Consider the following 20,334-nt stretch of genomic DNA (forward strand, 5'->3'; position numbering starts at 1 on the left):
TCCCTCAGTGCCCTTTGAACGCCTCGGCCAGCCACCAGGAGCCGCCGTCGGAGGCGATCTTGGCGTCGATGACCAAGGGCCGGGCGGGCGAGGACGCCAGCCACGCGGACACGCCGGCGAGGTCATCCAGTGTCCGCACGGTGATTCCGTCCGCGCCGAAGCCGCGGGCGATCGCGGCGATGTCCGTGTCCGGGAAGGTGACCGTTGACAGGTCGACGGGAGCACCGCCGTCGTTGTTGCCGAAGTGGTGCACTTCGGCACTGTAGGCGGCGTCGTTGTAGACGATCACCACCAGCGGCAGGCCGAGCCGCACGGCGGTCTCCAGCTCCGTGATCGACATCAGGAAGCCGCCGTCGCCGGTGCCAAGGACGGGCAGCCGGTCCGTCCGCGCCAGAGCGGCGCCGATCGAGGTGGCCAGTCCCAGGCCGATCGATTGGAACGCCTGGGTGAAGCAGAAGCCGAACTCGTCGGGAACCTCCAGGTACTGGCTGGGATAACCCATGAAGTTGCCGGAATCGACGGAAACGATGCGGTCGGGGGGCAGCAGTTGGTCCAGCCGGGCGGTCAGCAGCCGCGGGTCGATTCGGTCCTCAGTGGACAGGTCATCGAGGGGAACGTCCTGCCAGCGGACGCGGCCGCTGATGCGCTCCCGGACCGGCCCGGTCCGGTACTTGGCGGCTGCCGGGCCACGTCCGCGGAGGATGTCCAGCACCGCGTCGGCCGTCTGCCCGCTGTCCCCCATGATGCCGAGATCCACCGGCCGGTTGGCGCCGAGGGCGGAGTCCTCCACGTCCACCTGCGCCACCTTGGCGCCGGGGCCGATCAACGCCCCCTGGCGCATGGTCCACATGTTCAGCGTGCAGCCGAAACCAACAATCAGGTCAGCTTCCGAGATCAGTTCCGCGGCCACCGGGGAGGAGAAGCCGCCGGAGATGCCCAGCGAGAAGGGCTCGCCGTTGAAGAGCCCCTTGGCCACGGCCGACGTGGCCAGCAAGGCGCCGGCGTGGGCAGCCAGGGCCCGCAGCTGGTGGCCTGCCTCGCGCGCGCCGCGGCCGGCCACAAAGACCGGACGTTCCGCTGCGGCGATCAGGTCGGCGAGGGCTTCGGCGGCGGCAGGCGCCGGCCGGACCGGTTGCGCTGCGGAGACCGTGCCGGCCGGGCCGACCGCCGTGGACGCGGGCGCGGGCGCCGGCTGGGCCTGCACGTCCAGCGGCAGGTTCAGCACCACGGTGCGGCGTTCGTTCACGGCCGTGCGGTAAGCCCGGACGGTGTCCGCGACGGCGCTGTCCGCCGAATGCACCCGCTCGGACACTGCGCCCACGCTGCGGGCAAAACCCGGCTGGTCCATGGCGAAGTTGGAGCGGACCGCCGCACCGGCGGTTTCGGCGGCCAGCACCAGCATTGGCGTCCGGGACTTGGCCGCCTCGCCGATGCCGGTGGCGGCGTTGGTCAGTCCGCAGCCTTGGTGTACGGAGACTATGCCGAGCCTGCCGGACATCCTGGAGTACGCGTCCGCCATGGTGGCCGCCCCGCCTTCATGCCGGCTGGCGGTGAACGGCACGCCGGCGGCCTTCAGCGCGTTAGTGACCGCGAAATTGCCGCTCCCCACCACACCGAAGGCGTGTCCGGGGCCGAGCCCGGCCAAGGTCTGGCCGACTAGTTCGGCGATGCTGCGGGGCGCGTGCATGCGGGCACTCTCTTTCAGGATGCGTGAAGCTGAAGACCAAACGTGGGCTGGCCGACGCAGGGCTGGCCGGATCGGGGAACCGCCGGCCCTTACCGCTCGACCATGGCGAAGATCCGGGCGGGGCTGCCCGTGCCGCCGACGATCGGCAGCGGCGCCACCACGATCACGGCGCCGGTGGTGGGCAGCTGGGCCAGGTTCTGCAGCGAGGTGATGCCGTATTTGTTGTTGCCCATCAGGTAGTGGTGCATCGGGAAGATCGGATCCAGCGCACCCGCGTTGCCGGCATCGATCCCAACCGTCTCCACACCCACGCCGGAAATCTTCGTCTCCTCGGCCAGCCACCGCGCGCACTCAACGGTGAACCCCGGAGTGTGGGAACCGGCGTCGTCCGCGTTGAGGAACTTCTCCTGGTCCTGGGCGTAGGCATCCCAGCCGGTGCGGAAGAGCACCCACGCGTTGTCCGGAATGGGCCCGTGCTGATCCTCCCACGCCCGGACGTGGTGGACATCCAGCAGGAAGTCCGGGTCCCCGGCTGCTTCGGCGGAGAAATCAAGCACGACGGCGGGGCCCACCAGCCGCGGCAACGGCAACTGGGCGACGTCGTCGCCTTCCCGCCCGGTGGCCCAGTGGATGGGCGCATCGATGTGCGTGCCGATGTGCTCGCCGGTGTGGATGTTCTGGTGCTTCCACATGGGGCCGCGGTCGTCATACGCCGCGATTTCCTCGAGGCTGAAGTCGATCAGGTTCGCGAACGGGTCCGGCAGCCGCAGCGTGGGCGTCTGGGCGGACAGCTTGTTGGTCAAGTCGATCAGCTCGATCCGTCCGGTGGACAGGGAGGCGAGCAGGTCGGTCAGTTGGCTCATGGACTTCACTTTCGTCACGGCAGACGACCTTCGGACAACGCACAGCGCTGCTGGGTGCGCGGTTCGGCAGGTCATGCAACGGGAGATCGGCGCCCGCGACTTTGCGGCCGCCGTTGCACCCATCTTGCCCTCCCCGGGCAAGCGTTGCTTGTGTTACGCCCGCGATCCCGCGGCCGGCGTAACACAAGCAGCCATCAGAAAGCCTGGCACCCCGCCCGCTCAGGCGGCTCAAGCCACCGCGCCGTTTAGAACAGCGCGGCCTTGGGCACGGTGGGGAAGATCCCGTCCAGCTCGGCGAGGTCTTCGTCCGTGGGCTGCCAGCCTGCCGATTCGGCGTTCTGGCGGATCTGCTCCGGTTTGGTGGCACCGGCGATCACCGACGCCACGGAGGGCCGGGAGGCCAGCCAGGAGAACGCCACCTCGATCTCCTTCAGCCCGCGGTCGGCGGCAAAGCGGGAGAACGCGCCCAGTTGCTCCCAGTCGGCGTCCTTGAGCAGGTTGGTGCGCGAGTGAGTCAGCCGGCTGCCCTCCGGCGCCTTCCCATCCTTGTATTTGCCCGTCAGCAGTCCGTTGGCCAGCGGGAAGTACGGCAGCACCCCTAGCCCATATGCTTCGGCGGGGGGCGTGACTTCGAGTTCCGCCCGACGGTCCAGCAGGTTGTAGTGGTTCTGGCTGGAGATGAACGGCGTGTAGCCGCCCATGCGCGCCGCGAACTCGGCTTCGGCGATCTGCCAGCCGGCCCGGTTGGAATGGCCGATGTAGCGTACCTTGCCGGCCCGGACCAGATCATCCAGCGCAGCGAGCGTTTCTTCGATCGGCGTCATCGGGTCAGGAGTGTGGAACTGATAGAGGTCGATCCAGTCCGTTCCCAGCCGGCGCAGGGACGCCTCTGCGGCCCTGACGATGTAGCGCCGTGAGCCGCGTGCGCCGAAGTCCTCGCCATTGGCGCCGTGCATGTCCATGCCGAACTTGGTGGCCACCACTACGTCGTCGCGGCGGGCGCCGAGCGCCTTGCCTAGGAACTCCTCGCTCAGGCCGGGGGTCTTCCCGTAGGTGTCGGCGACATCGAAAAGGGTCACACCGGCGTCGAGCGCGGCCTGCACCACGGTGTTCGTGCCCTCTTGGGTCTCCGTGGGAGTATTCGAGCGGCCCAGGTTGTTGCAGCCGAGCCCCACGGCGGAGACAGTCAGTCCGGACTTGCCCAGGCGGCGGTATTCCATCGATACATCCTTCTTCCTTGAGGTGTGTGGCCCGCCTCAAATCCTACCCGGGGAGGCTGTGGGCCAGTGATTTTCGGCACGTCACGCAGTCGCTGTCGGCGTTGCCGCTTCTGCCTTTAGGTACCGCTGCACATATGATCGAAACCATGGCCAAAGTTCTGACTTCCCTTCCCGTCGGCGAACGCGTCGGCATCGCCTTCTCTGGTGGACTTGATACGTCCGTTGCGGTTGCGTGGATGCGCGACGGCGGAGCCGTGCCCTGCACCTACACGGCCGACCTCGGCCAGTACGACGAGCCCGACATTGACGCGGTGCCCGGCCGCGCCGCCGAGTACGGCGCCGACATCTCCCGCCTGGTGGACTGCAAGCCGGCATTGGTGGAGGAAGGCTTGGCCGCGCTGGCCTGCGGCGCCTTCCACATCCGCAGCGGTGGACGCTCCTACTTCAACACCACCCCGCTGGGCCGCGCCGTGACCGGCACGCTGCTGGTGCGCGCGATGCGCGAAGACGGGGTGGACATCTGGGGCGACGGCTCCACCTACAAGGGCAACGACATCGAGCGTTTCTACCGCTACGGCCTGCTGGCCCACCCGCGGCTGCGCATCTACAAGCCGTGGCTGGACCCGCACTTCGTCTCCGAACTGGGTGGCCGCCAGGAGATGTCCGAATGGCTGACCGCGCACAACTTCCCGTACCGCGACTCCGCCGAAAAGGCGTACAGCACCGACGCCAACATCTGGGGTGCCACGCACGAGGCCAAGACCTTGGAGCACCTGGGCACCAGCCTGGAAGCCGTCGAGCCGATCATGGGCGTGGCCTTCTGGCGCGAAGACGTCGAGATCGCCACTGAAGACGTTTCCATTCGCTTCGAGGCCGGCCGCCCGGTGGCCATCAACGGCACCGAGTTCGCCGACGCCGTCGCACTGGTCAACGAGGCCAACGTCATCGGCGGCCGGCACGGCCTGGGCATGTCCGACCAGATCGAGAACCGGATCATCGAGGCCAAGTCGCGCGGCATCTACGAAGCACCGGGCATGGCGCTGCTGCACATCGCCTACGAGCGGCTGCTCAACGCCATCCACAACGAAGACACCGTGGCGAACTACCACGCGGAAGGCCGCCGACTGGGCCGCCTGATGTACGAAGGCCGCTGGCTGGACCCGCAGTCGCTGATGCTGCGCGAGTCGCTGCAGAAGTGGGTCGGCTCCGCGGTCACCGGCGAGGTCACCCTGCGCCTGCGCCGCGGCGAGGACTACACCATCCTGGACACCACCGGGCCGGCGCTGAGCTACCACCCGGACAAGCTGTCCATGGAGCGCGTTGGCGACGCCGCCTTCGGCCCGCTGGACCGCATCGGCCAGCTGACCATGCGCAACCTGGACATCGCCGACTCCCGCTCCCGGCTGGAGCAGTACGCCGCGCTGGGCCTGGTGGGCGGCCCGACCGCCGAACTGGTCGGCGCGCTGGAAGCCGGCGGGGCCACCGAGATCGCGGACACCGCAGCGCTGGACGCGGCCGACCGTGCAGCCGACGAGGCGCTGGACCGCGCCGCGTTCGACGCCGGAACCGACTGACCCAGCAGTCCTGCCCGCAGGATCGCAGCTAGAGGCCCGGCACCCCCGCTTCACGGGTGCCGGGCCTCTAGCTTACGCAAAGCCACTAAACTTGTAGGGTGCCGCTTCGCTCTCCGTATCAGCTTGTTACTGCCGCTCCCTCCGTCGATGACTACATCCGGCTCAGAACAGGCAGCGGGCTCTCGCTCAGGACGCCGGAACAGGCAGAGGCCGCGATCGCGGGGTCATGGTCGTTCAGGTATGTGGTCGGTCCCGGCGGCGAACCGGTCGGGATGGGTCGCGTCATCGGAGACGGAGGTTGGTACTTCCTCATCGCCGACATGGCTACCCCGCCGGACCATCAACGGCGCGGCATTGGCGCCGCTGTGCTCGACAGCCTGCTCGACGATATCCGCACCCGCGCGCCCCGCGGCGCTTACGTCAGCCTCACAGCCGATCCGCCCGGCCGCAGGCTCTACGAATCACGCGGCTTCACCGACCTCGGTGCCGCCGCGGACGCCATGCTCCTCTACACCTGAAGAGGCAGCGCAACGAGCCCGGTTGCCGACCGGCAGGACCGGGCGCTTGACCCGACCGTGTGAATAGAGTGATGGGGTGGCCTTCACCAGAACTGAACTGCTCGCGTTCCAGGACGCACTCGTCCCCGACCTCCTGGGCCCGGGCCTTCGCCTGCTGTTCGTGGGCATCAATCCCGGGCTGTGGTCGGCAGCCACCGGCTCGCATTTCGCCCGCCCCGGCAACCGGTTCTATCCTGCCCTCGCTGCAGCCGGCATCACCGATCATTTAATCCGCGCCGGCGAGGGAATGGCTGAGGAGGACCGCGACCATCTGATATCCCGCGGCGTCGGCATCACCAACATTGTCCCGCGGGCAACGGCCCGGGCGGACGAATTGGGGCCCGACGAGCTGCGCGCTGGCGCCCGGCGGCTCGAGGAGATGATCGAAGCGCTCAATCCGCGGGTGGTGGCGGTGGCGGGAATCAGCGCCTACCGGGTGGGCTTTGGGCGGCCCAAGGCACAGCTGGGCCGCCAGCCGGAAAGGATGGGAGGCGCCGAGCTCTGGGCGGTGCCGAATCCGAGCGGCCTCAATGCCCACCACAACGTGGCCAGCCTGGCCGCGGTCTACCGCCAGGCGGCCCTGGCTGCAGGCATAATTCCGACGGAGCCGCGGTAGCGCGGCGCGGCAAGGCGCCGGCGCCAACCCGGTAAGCCAGCGCCGACGTAAGCCCGGCTGAGCCAACTCCGACGCCAGTGCCCGTATCAGCCCAAGCTGAAGGCCGTCTTGGCCGGCAGCGGATGCTTTTGCTTCACGGCCGCCAGGTTGTCGTGGGGCGCGACGCCGATGCTGAGCTTGGTGTAGTCCAGCTTGGCTTCGCGGAGGCAGACTTTGAGACCGGTCACGGCTTTGGCCGCGTCAGGAGCCATCACATAGATGTTGAGCTTGTGCGGGACAAACTCGGTCTTCTCCACGGTGCCAAGCCCGCGCCAGGCGAAGTACTCCGTGATGGTGCGTTTGGCCTTGTCCTCCAGATAGCGGTCGCGGTCGCCGCCGGCAGCCGTCTTCAAGGCATACTGGGCCACCACCCAGGACTGCTCCCCCGGCACAAGCTCGGCGTAACCGTCTTCCGCGCACTGCGCGGCGAAGGCGTCCATCAGTGACTCGGCGGCCTCCGCCGTGACATTCTTGCTCTCCTGTGTGGTGCTCTGGTGCCCGACGGTTCCGTGGTTGACCACGAACTGGCCGTAGTCTTCGTCGATCCATGCCTCCCGGAAGATCAGCCCACCGTCGTCGTTCTTTTTGTAGACCCGAAGAAAACTCATGTCCGTCCTTTGTTTAACCACGTCAGGGCCGTTCCGTCGAACGGCGCGGCCTGTGCCAATACTTGCCCGTAGAGCGCGCGGCAGCTGGCCTGGATTTGTTCGGCCAGCGCTGCCGGATAGTCCATCGTGACGCGGTGTTCGGCGAACTCGTCCTCGTCGTCGATGTAGACACGGCCGGCTGCAGTCCGGATCACATCAAGGTCCATGTCAGTGACCTGGACTTCCCAGCCGGCCGGTAGCAGCGGGTCCACCCGGATGCCGGTGGCCAGGTCTATGTAGATGCGGAAGTCGCCGGGATAAGCGTCGTCGTAGAACGTCGCCACGAAGTTGCCCTCGCGGGGCAGGAACTGCACGGCGTCGGATGCGGCGTAGAAGGCGACGCCGGGCCGGGCCACCAAAGAGCCGGCGGGCTGGAAGATCCAGTCGCCGAACGAGTCGGCACCCAGATAGGTGCCCGGCACCAGCCAGTGGGCGCCGCCGTCGTACTTCCAATTGCGGAACACCACCATGTCGCCGGGCTGGGCCTGGGCGGGGATGCGCCCGGTCACTGGATCTTGGGAATCTGGCCGGTCGGCAGTTCTTGGCCCGGCAGCGGGCGGGCGAACGGCACCTTGGTGCCCAGCACCTGCGCGACGGTGTCCTGGGCCACCTGCTGCGCGGTCAGGCCGACGCGTTCCAGCACCTCGCCGCGGGTGCCGTGGGCCAGGAACTCGACCGGCAGCCCCACTTCGTTCAGCGCCGTGTCCACGCCGGCCGCCCGCATTTCCTGGCGGATTCGGGACCCTACGCCGCCGGCGCGAACGCCGTCTTCAATCACGACCACGATCCGGTGCCGGGCGGCGAGTCCAATCAGCGACGGCGCCACCGGCAGCACCCAGCGGGGGTCCACCACGGTGGAGCTGATGCCCTGCGCGCCCAGACGGTTGGAGACATCCAGCGCCAGTTCGCTCATGGCGCCCACGCTGACGATCAGCACGTCGTTATCCATCGGCATGGTCCCGTTGGATGGCCTGCGGGCCAGGACGTCCACACCGTCCTTGAGCCGCTCGATGGCCTCCACGTCCGGTCCCACGGATCCCTTGGAGAAGCGGACCACGGTAGGCGCGTCGCTGACGGCCACCGCCTCGCGCAGTTCTTCCTTCAGCCGGGCGGCGTCCCGCGGCGCGGCCAGGTGCAGGCCCGGCACAATCTGCAGCAGCGCCATGTCCCACATGCCGTGGTGGCTCGGTCCGTCCGGCCCGGTGACCCCGGCGCGGTCCAGCACCACGGTGACGCCGGCCTTGTGCAGCGCCACGTCCATCAGCAGCTGGTCGAAGGCGCGGTTCAGGAAGGTGGCGTAGAGGGCCACCACCGGATGCAGCCCGCCGTAGGCCATTCCGGCGGCGCTGGTCAGCGCGTGCTGCTCCGCAATTCCGACGTCGAAAACGCGCTCCGGATGCTTGGACGCGAACTTCTGCAGGCCCACCGGAATCAGCATGGCTCCGGTGATGCCGACAATGTCCCGGCGTTCGTCGGCAATGTCGGCGATCTCGTCCGCGAAGACGGAGGTCCACGACTTCCGGCCGCCGGATTCAACCGGCTCGCCGGTCTCCGGATCAATCACGCCCACGGCATGGAACTGGTCCGCCTCGTGGGCGCGGGCCGGCGCATAGCCGCGGCCCTTCTCAGTCATCGCGTGAACAATCACCGGTCCGCTGTAGTTCTTGGCCTGGGACAGTGCCGCCTCGACGGCCTCCAGATCGTGCCCGTCGATCGGGCCGATGTACTTCATGCCGAGGTCTTCGAAGAGGCCCTGTGGCGCCCACCAGTCCTTGATGCCCTTCTTGGTGGCGTGCAGGCTCTTGTACGCGAACTGGCCCACCGGCCCGCCCGACTGCAGCTTCTGTTTCCACCAGTTAAGCGTGCCTTCGTAGGCGCGGTGGGTGCGGACCCTGTCGATGGTGGTCCGGCGTAGGGCGGCCAGCTGGTCGGCCAGGCCGCCGATGGTCGGCGCGTAGGAGCGCCCGTTGTCATTGACCACGATCACCACGCGCCGGTCCCGGTCCGCGGCGATGTTGTTCACGGCTTCCCATGCCATGCCGCCGGTGAGGGCGCCGTCGCCCACCACGGCGACGACGTAGCGGTCGCCTTCGCCCGTCAGCTGGCGGGCCCGGGAAATTCCGTCGGCCCAGGACAACGACGACGACGCGTGCGAGCTTTCCACGATGTCATGAGCCGATTCGGCGCGGTCCGGGTAGCCGGCGAGGCCGTCCTGCTGCCGCAGCGTCCCGAAGTCCTGCCGTCCGGTGACCAGCTTGTGCACATAGGACTGGTGGCCGGTGTCGAAAACGATGCTGTCGTGCGGGGAGTCAAACACCCGGTGGATGCCCAGGGTCAGCTCCACCACGCCAAGGTTGGGGCCCAGATGCCCGCCGGTCTGTGCGACGTTGGTGATCAGAAACTGGCGGATCTCCTGGGCCAGGTCCTGCAACTGGACCATGTCGATCCGGCGGAGGTCGCGCGGCTCGCGGATGGTCTCGAGCAATCCCACAGAGCAGGTCCTTTCCTTCACAAAGCGTCGGTTAATCCTACCGCCATCCATCCTGCACCTTGCGTTCCGCCGATGCGAGGGTGCACACACGTCTGCAGGACCATGCCAAGGGCGGAGTGTCCGCTCGCCGGCAGACGAGTTGCGGCGCCCTAGCGGTGGTTCTTTCCATGCCAGCCCGCCGCCCCTCATGCCCGTCGGAAGCCGGCGCCACATCGGATGCCTACAACCCAGCATCGCTGATGCTAGGCATTCCGGCACGGCCTCGGAACCGGGCCGCGCAAAGGTCCCACCGTGACTGACCTTCAACCTCAGTCTTCGATGTGGCGCCGGCTTTTCCACAGATTTGATTGCAGGCTCCCAAGTCCACGCCCGGCGGGCAGGATACAAATGTGGACGCGGAATCGGCTTTGGAGTTGATGGGTGGAATCGCGCGATGGAAGGCGTTGCACGACGTGGGTGTACGCGCCGGAGAACTGGCACGCGCTGTGGCGGCGGGCAGCGTTTTTCGGCCCGGTCACGGCATCTATGCATTGCAGGGAATCGCGCTGGAGGTCACCGCCGCCGTGCGGGCCGGTGCATCCCTTGGTTGTGTGAGCGCCGCACAGTCCCACGGATTATGGGTGCACCGGCAGCATGGCCTGCACCTCAGCGCCCCTAGGTCTGTGCTCGACGTCCGCTACGGCAGAGTACATAGGCTACGCCAGGCGTACGGTCCGGTAGTGCCGCTGGAAGTCTGCCTTCGCCAAGTGATGGCTTGCCTGCCATTGTCAGAGGCCCTGGTGATCGCCGAATCGGCCGTGGTCAAGAGTTTAGTGACGGTCGAGGACCTCCACCGGCTCAGCGCAGGCAGGGGCAGCAGACGAGCGGGGCTGGTCATCGAGGCCATCAACCCGGGTTCCGAGTCCGCCCCGGAAACTTTGGCGCGGCATGCTCTCCAGGAGGCTGGATATACCGTGGTAAGCCAGCGAAGGATCGACGGCGTGGGCCGTGTGGATCTGGAGGTAGAGGGTCGATTACTCCTGGAAATTGATGGCCGGGCGCACCACTCCGATGAGCAGTCTTTTACCGAGGACCGCCGCCGCTGGAACGAGCTGACCATCAAGGGACTCGATCTGCTGGTCGTACCGGCCAAACAGGTCCTCGCCTATCCCCGGTCAATACTCGTGCCTGTACGCCGCTACTTCGCCGAACGCGGGGATTGCCATGCCGCGACCAGTGCGGCCTTGGCCGCCTGAGCGGCCCTCTGCAAGATGGAGCCCAGCAGCCGGCGCCACATTCGGCCCGGGGCGTAGATGGGCGGGCAAGGTTGGTTCACCACATGACCCCGAAACGTCAGCGATTACGAGGTGCAGCCTTGAAGCGGGGGCGAACCAGCAGAACCAATGTGGCGTCGGCTGTTCTTGAAGGCCGGATCCCGATGCTTCGCAGGGACAGGTGGGCTGACCCCGTCTCCACCTGCCACGCCCGGCCTGTTATGGAACCAGGCTCGGTGGGCGGAGCCAGGCCCGGTGGGCGGAGCCAGGCCCGGTGGGCGGAACCAGGCTCGGTGGGCGGAACCAGGCTCGGACGCCAAAGGCGGGCGTCCGGTTGCCCGGACGCCCGCCTTTAGTTGACGTGCTATGCAGTGACTAGCTGGCCGAGATCTGGCGCAGCACGTACTGCAGGATGCCGCCGTTGCGGTAGTAGTCGGCTTCACCTGGCGTGTCGATGCGCACTACGGCGTCGAAGTTCTTGGTGGAGCCGTCCTCGGCGGTGGCGGTGACCTTCAGCGTCTTCGGCGTGGTGCCCTCGTTCAGAGCGGTCACACCCGAGATGGCGAAGGTCTCCGTGCCGGTGAGGCCCAGCGATGCAGCGGACTCGCCGGCCGGGAACTGCAGCGGGAGCACGCCCATGCCGATCAGGTTCGAGCGGTGGATGCGCTCGAAGCTTTCGGCGATGACCGCCTTGACACCCAGCAGCGCGGTGCCCTTGGCAGCCCAGTCGCGGGACGAGCCGGAGCCGTATTCCTTGCCGGCCAGCACCACCAGCGGAGTGCCGGCAGCCTGGTAGTTCATCGCCGCATCGTAGATGTACGCCTGCGGGCCACCGGTCTGGCTGAAGTCGCGGGTGAAGCCGCCCTCCACGTTGTCCAGCAGCTGGTTGCGCAGCCGGATGTTGGCGAAGGTGCCGCGGATCATCACTTCGTGGTTGCCACGACGGGAACCGTAGGAGTTGAAGTCCTTGCGCTCCACGCCGTTCTCCAGCAGGTAGCGGCCTGCCGGGCTGTCCGACTTGAAGGAACCGGCCGGGGAGATGTGGTCGGTGGTGACCGAGTCGCCCAGCTTGGCCAGCACGCGGGCGCCGCTGATGTCCTTGACCGGCTCCGGCTGCGCGCTCATGCCCTCGAAGTACGGTGGCTTCCGCACGTAGGTGGAGTTCGGATCCCAGGCGAAGGTGTCGCCCTCGGGGGTCTGCAGCGCCTTCCAGCGGTCATCGCCCTCAAACACACCTTCGTAGCCCTTGGCGAACATCTCCTTGTTGATCGAGGAGTCGATCACCTGCTGGACCTCGACCGGGTTCGGCCAGATGTCCTTCAGGAACACGTCGTTGCCGTCTGTGTCCTGGCCCAGCGGCTGCTTCTCGAAGTCGAAGTCCATGGTGCCGGCCAGGGCGTAAGCGACCACCAGGGGCGGGGACGCCAGGTAGTTCATCTTGACGTCCGGGTTGATCCGGCCTTCGAAGTTACGGTTGCCGGACAGGACCGAGGTGATGGAGAGGTCGTTGTCCTGGATGGCCTGCGAGATTTCGGGCTCCAGCGGGCCGGAGTTGCCGATGCAGGTGGCGCAGCCGTAGCCCACCACGAAGAAGCCGAGCTTCTCCAGGTACGGAATCAGGCCGGACTGCTCGTAGTAGTCGGTGACGACCTTGGACCCGGGGGCAATGGACGTCTTGACCCACGGCTTGGACGCCAGGCCCTTTTCCACCGCGTTGCGGGCCAGCACGGCCGCAGCCAGCATCACCGAGGGGTTGGAGGTATTCGTGCAGGAGGTGATCGATGCGATCGAGACCGCGCCGTGGTCCAGCTCGAACTCACGTCCGTCTTCCATGCTGACGTGCACGCGCTTGGAAGGGCGGCCGTCGCTGGGCAGTGCAACGTGGCGTCCCTGGGCGGCCGCCCCGCCGGCGGGGCGCTCCTGCGCCTGCGCCCCGGCAGCAAGGGCTGCAGCGGAGTGGCGCACGGTGGAAGTCATGGCCGGGACGTCCGACGCCGGGAAGGACTCCTCGAGTGCCTCGTCCAGGGCGTCTTCGTTGTCCGAAACCACGTAGTTCTGCAGGTCCTTGCGGAACTGGTTCTTGGCCGTGGTCAGCTCGATCCGGTCCTGCGGGCGCTTCGGTCCGGCGATGGACGGCACCACGGTGGACAGGTCCAGTTCGAGGTACTCGGAGAACTTCAGTTCGCGGGACGGGTCGTGCCAGAGGCCCTGTTCCTTGGTGTAGGCCTCGACCAGGGCGATGTTCTCCTCGGACCGGCCGGTCAGGCGCAGGTAATCGAGGGTCACGTCGTCGATCGGGAACATGGCGGCGGTGGAACCGAATTCCGGGCTCATGTTGCCGATGGTGGCGCGGTTGGCCAGCGGCACAGCGGCCACGCCTTCGCCGTAGAACTCAACGAACTTGCCCACCACGCCGTGCTTGCGCAGCATCTCGGTGATGGTCAGCACCACGTCCGTGGCGGTGGCGCCGGCCGGGATGGAGCCGGTCAGCTTGAACCCGACGACGCGCGGAATCAGCATGGAGACGGGCTGGCCCAGCATAGCTGCCTCGGCCTCGATGCCGCCGACGCCCCAGCCGAGCACGCCCAGGCCGTTGACCATGGTGGTGTGCGAGTCGGTACCCACCAGGGTGTCCGGGTAGGCGCGGACCTTGCCATCGACCTCGCGGGTCATGATGGTGCGGGCCAGGTACTCGATGTTGACCTGGTGCACAATGCCGGTTCCCGGCGGGACAACCTTGAAGTCCTCAAACGCGGTCTGGCCCCAGCGCAGGAACTGGTAGCGCTCACCGTTGCGCTGGTATTCGATCTCCATGTTGCGTTCCAGGGCGCCGGCGTTGCCGAACACGTCGATCTGCACCGAGTGGTCGATGACCAGTTCGGCCGGAGCCAGAGGGTTCACGCGCTTCGGATCGCCGCCGAGGTCCTTGACGGCCTCGCGCATGGTAGCTAGGTCCACGACGCAGGGAACACCGGTGAAGTCCTGCATGATCACGCGGGCGGGGGTGAACTGGATTTCGGTGTCCGGCTGCGCGTCGGGGTTCCAACCGGCCAGGGCGCGGACGTGGTCCGCGGTGATGTTCGCACCATCTTCGGTGCGGAGCAGGTTCTCCAGCAGGACCTTGAGGCTGAACGGAAGGCTCTCGGCACCTTCTACTGAACTCAGCCGGAAAATTTCGTATTCGGCACCGGCGACGTTCAAGACGCCTTTGGAACCGAAGCTGTCCACATTACTCATAACAGGACTCCTCTCGCCACACTTTATCTTTGTCCGGGCAGCAACCACCCGCTAGTTAGGCATCCCTAAGTGTGAAGGGACCGCTGCGGGTTCGGCCTCTGGGCCGTTTGCACGCCGAAGCCCGCAGAATCGACAGGACAGAGGCAGGATGCTTCGCCCGGAACCGCTGCCTCCATCCTAGCTGCTAGCCGGTTGGCGGGCAGCGGAACGCCACCTGAGGCCTGGCTCACACCCGGAATCGGCGGTTCGGCCTCGTCAGGCACCGACCGGCAGGGGTCAGTTGTTGCCGGGCGTGAGCACGGCGAACGACTCCATGTGATGCGTGTGGGGGTACAGGTCGAAGACCCGCAGCGAATCGAGGTTCCAGCCCAGCTGCAGGAAGTAGCCAAGGTCGCGGGCGAAGGACGCCGGATCGCACGCGACGTAGCCGACCACGCGGGGACTCCGGGAGGCCACTGCCTGCACCACCGCCTTGCCGGCGCCGGCGCGGGGCGGATCAAGTACGACGGCGTCCAGCACCTGGGCCTGCGAGCGCAGCACCCGCTCCACCTTGCCTTGGACAATCTCGATCTGGCCGAAGCCGTGCAGGTTTTTCCGCGCATCCTTGCTGGCCGCCGGCGAGCCCTCCACGGAGAGCACGTTGCCCGTGACACCGACGGCCTCGGCCAGCGGCGCCGTGAACAGTCCGGCCCCGGCGTACAGATCTGCCACCCGCTCCCCCGCCCGCGGCGCCACGCCGTGCATCACGGCCGACGAGAGGGTGGCCGGTGCCAGCCGGTGGATCTGCCAGAAGCCTTCGCCGGTCACCCGGTACTGGTGGGAACCGTTGGTTTCGGCCACCCAGGTACGTCCCCGCAGCCGGGTGAGCCGGCCCGGCTCCGGCTCCCAAGCCGCCACCGATACCCCGGGCTCGATCCGCTCGGCGATCTTCGCCAGCCGCCTCGGCGTGGCCCGGGCGGCTGGTACCAGCAGCACCAGCGGGGTGCCGCCATCGGCCGGGGCCGCCACTTCCACCCGCTCCAGCCCGCTCAGGTCCAGGTCCCACAGCCGCAGGTCATTGATGGCATCTACGGCCAGCGGCATGTCCTGGACCGGAATCAGTTCGTCGGACCGGTGCGCATGCATGGCCAGGCGCCCGTCCGGCCCCACGCCAAAGGCGGCCCGCGTGCGCCAGCCGAGGCCGTCGTCGTACTCCCCCTCCGGAGCTTCCACGGTCACCTCCCGGTCCAGCTTGGCCAGCCGCTGCAGCTGTTCCGCGAAAATCGCGCCTTTCAGCCGGCGCTGCGCGGCCAGCGCAATGTGGCCGAATTCGGCGCCGCCTACCGGCTGCCGTCCGGCCTTCGCGGCAGCAAGCGCATCGGCCGGCGCCCACGGATGCGCCACCCGGTCGGCGGACGCCTCCAGCACCTCCACCGTGTCCGCGCGCCAGAAGCCTGCGTCCGCTCCGCCGTCGGTCACCCGTGCGAGCACGCGTTCACCCGGAAGCGCGTGCCGGACGAAAACCACGCGGCCCTCGTGCCGGGCGACGAAGTGCCCTCCGTGCGCGGGCGCACCGATGGTCAGTTCAATCAACTGCGGCGCGGGTTTGGTCATGGAAGCTCCTGGTATCGGCGGGCGGAATCGGAGGATGCCAGCTGCCACGGCACGCTGGCCACCATGACCCCCGGCTCAAAGTGCAGGCGGGTCTTGATCCTCAGCGCGGTCTGGTTGTGCACAAGCTGTTCCCACCAGCGTCCCACGACGTACTCCGGGATGTAGACCACCACCAGTTCACGCGGGGAATCCCTGCGGATGCTTTTGATGTAGTCGATGATCGGCGTGGTGGTCTCGCGGTACGGGGAGGCCAGCACCGTGATCGGCACCGGGACGTTGAGTTTCTCCCAGTCGCTCACGGTTCGTTCGGTCTGCTCAGGGTCCAGATCCACCACCACCGCATCGAGCCGCGACGGCCGCGACGCCCGGGCGAAGGCGAGCGCCCGGAGCACCGGCTTGCGCACATGCGAGACCAGAATCACGGCGTGCACCCGCGACGGCAGCGCGGTGGTCGGCTGGTCAGGGTCGACTGCGAGCTCGCGGGCCACCTGGACGTAGTGGCGGTTAATGCTGTGCATGATTAGCCAGAGCACCACGATGCCCAGCACGGCCAGCCAGGCCCCGAAGATGAACTTGCTGACCAGCACCACCACCAGCACCGTGACGGTCAGGATGAAGCCCACCAGGTTGATCATTCGGGAACGCACCATGCGGCGGCGCACCGGCCGGTGCGGCGTGGCCCGGATTTCGCGCGACCAGTGCCGGATCATGCCCAGCTGGCTGCAGGTGAAGGAAACGATGACGCCAATCACGTAGAGCGGGATCAGCCGGGTAACGTCCGCGTTGAAGATCAGCACCAGCACCACGGCCGCGGCCGCCAACGCCAGCACGCCGTTGCTGTAGCTGAGCCGGTCGCCGCGGGTGCGCAGCTGGCGGGGCAGGAAGCCGTCGGTGGCGAGGATCGAGGCCAACTGCGGGAAGGCGTTGAACGCCGAGTGGCTGGCCAACACCAGGATGGCCGCTGTGGCCGCCACCATCAGGTAAAAAAGCAAGGCACCGCCGCCGAAGACCGTTTCCGCCAATTGGCTCAGCACCGGCGACTGGAAGTAGCCGGCCGGCAGTGGCTCCCCGTTCAAGCGCAGCTGCTCGGCGGGAACCTGCACCACCCGTACCTGCGTGGCGCGGGCCAGGTACATCACCGCCATGGTGATCACCGTCGCGGAGATGCCCAGCATCAGCAGCGCAAAACCGGCATTTTTGGCCCGCGGTTTCTCGAAGGCGGGCACGTTGCTGGCCGGCGTCTCCACACCCGTCAGCGCGGCGGCACCGGTGGAAAACGCGCGCAGCACCAGCAGTGCGCCGGCCAAACCCATCAGGCCGGCCTCCATGCCGGGTTCCGGTACGACGTCGAACGCGGCGCTGGGTGCCTCACCGAGACTTCCGGTGAGGTCGCGGACAAACCCCACCAGGCACATCAGCAGCACTGTGCCCCCAAAGACATAGGTGGCAATCGCCACGGCCCGCCGCCCGCGGGCCAAGCCACGCAGATGCAGCAGGGCCAGCACCGCGATGCCGGCCACGGCCGCCCCGGGCTGCCAACCGTTCAGCACCGGGATGGCGGACACCAGATAGTGGGCCGCGGAGGACATAGACACTGCCACGGTGAGCACATAGTCCAGCATCAGGGCGGAGCCCACGGTGATGCCCGCCGATCTGCCCAGGTTCCTGGTGGCTATCTCATAGTCGCCGCCCACCGGGTACGCATGGATGCTCTGGCGGTAGGAGGCCACCAGCACCAGCAGCACCATCATGACGGCCAGGCCCACCCACGGGGCGATCGCTATGGCGGCTACTCCGGCCAGGGCCAGCGTGAGCAGGATTTCGTCCGGGGCATAGGCCACCGAGGAGAGCGCATTCGCGGAGAAGACCGGCACCGCGAACCGGCGCGGCAGCGCTTCCTGTTTCAGCCGGTCGGTGCGGAATGGCTTGCCCACCAACACCCGCTTGAGGGCGTCGAAAAATGTCAGCACGTTTCGCTCGATGCGACAGGCAATAACATGAGCCAATTCTTCACGGCTCCGAGTCTATGCCAGCTAATCGACGCCAGCTGTCGCGGCGGGACAGACCGCCGGTCCGGTGTCCCGGCGCCCCGAGAATCAAACATCGGAACGCCCCCGGCCACGGCGGGCGGCTGGAGCACCGGAGCTGGCCACCCTTGGGCGCGGTAGCTGGCCAACCTCCCCGCTTGAACCTGCCCGGCCGGAATCTGACGAGGCTGGAGAAACTCCGCTCTGCGATTTCATAGCCACGGCACCTCTGCCGGGGTTAGCATGTGCGTGTCAATGTGCGCTGACTCACACCAGCGTCCGGGGCCGTTCGACGCCGGACTGGTTGAAAAGGAGTCTTGATGGGCAACGCAGCCGCCGTGATGACCGGCCTGAACCGCATCGAGATTCAGGAGCGCCCGATGCCCGAGCCCGGCCCGGGCCAGGCCGTGATCCGGGTGGAAGCGGTGGGGGTCTGCGGCTCGGACGTCGCCTATTACCGCTACGGGAAGATCGGCCCTTTCGTGGTTGACGGCCCGTTCATCCTGGGCCACGAAGTCTCCGGCGAAGTGGTCGCCGTCGGCGAAGCGGTGGACAACGTCCACGTCGGAGACCGGGTGGCCGTCGAGCCGGGCACACCGGACCGCAGCTGCGACGAATGCCGGGCGGGCCGCTACCATCTGTGTCCCAACCTGGAGTTCCTGGCCACCCCGCCCTACGACGGCGCGCTGCTGCAGTACCTGGCCATGGACGCCCGCTGCTACTTCCCGATACCGGATTCGATGAGCTACGAGGACGGTGCGCTGCTCGAGCCGCTGTCCGTGGGGCTGTGGGGTTGCCAGCGGGCGAACCTTCAGGCCGGCGACGACGTGCTGATCACCGGTGCCGGGCCGGTTGGCCTGCTGGCCGCCGAAGCGGCCCGGGCCCTCGGTGCCGGGAGCGTCACGCTCACGGACATTTCCGACTACCGGCTCGGCGTCGCCCGCGACCACGGATTTGCCGTGGAGAAAAGCGATGCACCGACCTCGCGGACCTTTGACGTGCTGCTTGAATGTTCCGGCGCCCCCGGCGTCCTCGCCTCCGGGCTCGGCCGGTTGCAGGAGGCAGGGCGGGCCGCCGTCATCGGGTTGGCCAAAACCGAAGAAGTGCCGCTGCCGCTGTCCACGCTCAACTGGAAAGAGATCACCATCTCGATGGTGAACCGGTACAAGGACACCTGGCCGTTGGGCATCGCCTTGGTCTCCTCCGGCCGGATCAACCTGGAGGGACTGGTGACGCACAGCTTTTCGCTGCCGCAGACCGCGGCCGCACTGGAAAACACTTCCACCGAACCCGAATCGCTCAAGGCGATGATCTACCCCCAGCGACTCTGACCGCGGCTGCCCGAAACGCAAAGAATGGCAATGCGGCACACCACCAGTACAGAGGAGTTCCGATGAAGAAGTACACACAAGGAATCCTGGGCCTGACCACTGCCCTCTTTCTGGCAGCCGGCATGACCGCTTGCGGAGGCGGCGGAGGCGGCGGCGGTGCCAGCGGAGGCAGCACCGGCGGCCAGACCGAGGGCAAGATTGCGTTCCTGATGCCGGACCGGGCCTCGACCCGCTACGAGCAGCAGGACAGCCCGTTGTTCAAGGCCAAGGTCATGGAGCTGTGCCCCGGCTGTGAAGTGCTCTACCAGAACGCCGACGGCGACGCGAACAAGCAACAGCAGCAGGCCAACGCCATGATCACCCAGGGCGTCAAGGTGCTGGTCCTGGACGCGGTGGACAGCACCGCCGCCGCCTCGCTGGTCAGCACCGCAAAGGGCCAGGGCATCAAGGTGGTCACCTACGACCGGCCGGTCCCGGACACCCCGGCGGACTTCTACGTTTCCTTCGACAACAAGAAGATCGGCAACCTCATTGCCACGGACCTGGTCGAAAAACTCGATTCCGACGGCGACAAGACCGGCGGCGTGCTGATGGTCAACGGCTCCCCCACCGACCGGGCCGCGCAGCTGATCAAGGAAGGCGCGAAGGAAGCCGTCGATGCCAGCGACCACAAGGTGCTGGCCTCCTATGACACCCCGGAGTGGCAGCCATCGAAGGCCCAGGACTGGGTCGCCGGCCAGATCACCCAGTTTGGTGAAGAGATCACCGGCATTGTGGCCGCCAATGACGGCACCGCCGGCGGTTCGATCGCCGCCCTGAAGGCCGCAGGTGTGACGCCCATGCCGCCGGTCACCGGCAACGACGCCGAGGTCGCCGCGATCCAGCGGATCATCAGCGGCGACCAGTACAACACGATCTCCAAGCCCATCAAGATCGTTGCCGAGAAGTCGGCCGAGGTGGCAGTCCAGCTGCTCAACGGCGAGACCCCGGAACCCGACGCGACGCTCTTCGAAACTCCCGCGGCGCTGTTCGTGCCGACGGTGGTCACGAAAGACAACGTCAAGGAAGTGATTTTCGACGGCGGCATCTACAAGCCTGAAGAAGTCTGCACCGGTGAATACAAGAAGGGCTGCGACGACCTCGGCATCAAGTAGCTCAGCGGCCGACGGCGGTGCCGCGACCCGGCAGCGCCGCCGTCG

At 67.4% G+C, this 20,334-nt stretch carries 15 protein-coding genes; 6 read left to right on the forward strand and 9 right to left on the reverse strand.

What is annotated here, in order from left to right:
* Positions 1–4: 4 nt before the first annotated feature.
* The 3 genes from ACWF5H_RS07485 to ACWF5H_RS07495 all read right to left on the reverse strand — a co-directional run bounded on the left by ACWF5H_RS07485 (position 5) and on the right by ACWF5H_RS07495 (position 3,770).
* A complete protein-coding gene (locus ACWF5H_RS07485) occupies positions 5–1,687 on the reverse strand; it encodes a thiamine pyrophosphate-binding protein (protein WP_452035899.1) in 1,683 nt (560 codons plus the stop codon).
* Between the two features lie 89 nt (positions 1,688–1,776).
* On the reverse strand, positions 1,777–2,550 hold the full coding sequence (locus ACWF5H_RS07490) for a cyclase family protein (protein ID WP_452035901.1): 774 nt from the start codon (positions 2,548–2,550) through the stop codon (positions 1,777–1,779).
* Between the two features lie 245 nt (positions 2,551–2,795).
* Entirely contained in the window at positions 2,796–3,770 is a 975-nt protein-coding gene (locus ACWF5H_RS07495) for an aldo/keto reductase (RefSeq protein ID WP_452035903.1), read from the reverse strand.
* Positions 3,771–3,916: 146 nt separating this feature from the next.
* Here ACWF5H_RS07495 and argG point away from each other — a divergent pair, with 146 nt between their 5' ends.
* The 3 genes from argG (at position 3,917) to ACWF5H_RS07510 (ending at position 6,517) form a co-directional block, all read left to right on the forward strand.
* Positions 3,917–5,344, forward strand: coding sequence for an argininosuccinate synthase (argG, locus tag ACWF5H_RS07500; protein ID WP_452035904.1), 1,428 nt, complete (start codon positions 3,917–3,919; stop codon positions 5,342–5,344).
* A 98-nt stretch (positions 5,345–5,442) separates the two neighbouring features.
* Positions 5,443–5,862: a GNAT family N-acetyltransferase gene (locus ACWF5H_RS07505; protein ID WP_452035905.1), complete on the forward strand. Its 420-nt coding sequence runs from the start codon at positions 5,443–5,445 to the stop codon at positions 5,860–5,862.
* 76 nt (positions 5,863–5,938) lie between these two features.
* The gene (locus ACWF5H_RS07510) at positions 5,939–6,517 is read left to right on the forward strand and encodes a mismatch-specific DNA-glycosylase (RefSeq protein WP_452035907.1); all 579 of its coding nucleotides are present in this window, start codon (positions 5,939–5,941) and stop codon (positions 6,515–6,517) included.
* Between the two features lie 86 nt (positions 6,518–6,603).
* Here ACWF5H_RS07510 and ACWF5H_RS07515 read toward each other — a convergent pair whose 3' ends face one another.
* The 3 genes from ACWF5H_RS07515 to dxs are packed head-to-tail and all read right to left on the reverse strand — an operon-like array spanning position 6,604 to position 9,694.
* A complete protein-coding gene (locus tag ACWF5H_RS07515) occupies positions 6,604–7,164 on the reverse strand; it encodes a hypothetical protein (RefSeq protein WP_452035909.1) in 561 nt (186 codons plus the stop codon).
* Positions 7,161–7,712, reverse strand: a complete 552-nt coding sequence (locus ACWF5H_RS07520) for a DUF402 domain-containing protein (protein WP_452035910.1) — start codon at positions 7,710–7,712, stop codon at positions 7,161–7,163. Before ACWF5H_RS07520 ends, ACWF5H_RS07515 begins: the two co-directional genes overlap by 4 nt.
* Positions 7,709–9,694, reverse strand: a complete 1,986-nt coding sequence (gene dxs / locus ACWF5H_RS07525; protein ID WP_364649850.1) for a 1-deoxy-D-xylulose-5-phosphate synthase — start codon at positions 9,692–9,694, stop codon at positions 7,709–7,711. Before dxs ends, ACWF5H_RS07520 begins: the two co-directional genes overlap by 4 nt.
* A 389-nt stretch (positions 9,695–10,083) precedes the next feature.
* On the opposite strand from dxs, the gene ACWF5H_RS07530 reads away from it, so the two are divergent.
* Positions 10,084–10,929, forward strand: a complete 846-nt coding sequence (locus ACWF5H_RS07530; RefSeq protein WP_452035911.1) for a hypothetical protein — start codon at positions 10,084–10,086, stop codon at positions 10,927–10,929.
* 393 nt (positions 10,930–11,322) lie between these two features.
* Here the strand turns inward: ACWF5H_RS07530 and ACWF5H_RS07535 are convergent, their stop codons facing one another.
* The 3 genes from ACWF5H_RS07535 to ACWF5H_RS07545 all read right to left on the reverse strand — a co-directional run bounded on the left by ACWF5H_RS07535 (position 11,323) and on the right by ACWF5H_RS07545 (position 17,747).
* On the reverse strand, positions 11,323–14,184 hold the full coding sequence (locus tag ACWF5H_RS07535; RefSeq protein WP_452035913.1) for an aconitate hydratase: 2,862 nt from the start codon (positions 14,182–14,184) through the stop codon (positions 11,323–11,325).
* A gap of 276 nt (positions 14,185–14,460) precedes the next feature.
* On the reverse strand, positions 14,461–15,777 hold the full coding sequence (locus ACWF5H_RS07540; protein WP_452035914.1) for a class I SAM-dependent RNA methyltransferase: 1,317 nt from the start codon (positions 15,775–15,777) through the stop codon (positions 14,461–14,463).
* Positions 15,774–17,747, reverse strand: a complete 1,974-nt coding sequence (locus ACWF5H_RS07545) for an APC family permease (protein ID WP_452035915.1) — start codon at positions 17,745–17,747, stop codon at positions 15,774–15,776. Before ACWF5H_RS07545 ends, ACWF5H_RS07540 begins: the two co-directional genes overlap by 4 nt.
* Positions 17,748–18,124: 377 nt before the next feature.
* Between ACWF5H_RS07545 and ACWF5H_RS07550 the strand changes: the two genes are divergently transcribed.
* Together ACWF5H_RS07550 and ACWF5H_RS07555 are read left to right on the forward strand one after the other, a co-directional pair.
* Entirely contained in the window at positions 18,125–19,135 is a 1,011-nt protein-coding gene (locus ACWF5H_RS07550) for an NAD(P)-dependent alcohol dehydrogenase (RefSeq protein ID WP_452035916.1), read from the forward strand.
* Positions 19,136–19,197: 62 nt separating this feature from the next.
* Positions 19,198–20,289, forward strand: a complete 1,092-nt coding sequence (locus tag ACWF5H_RS07555; RefSeq protein ID WP_452035918.1) for an ABC transporter substrate-binding protein — start codon at positions 19,198–19,200, stop codon at positions 20,287–20,289.
* The last annotated feature ends 45 nt before the right edge of the window (positions 20,290–20,334 follow it).

This window comes from Arthrobacter sp. NPDC055138, assembly GCF_053607305.1.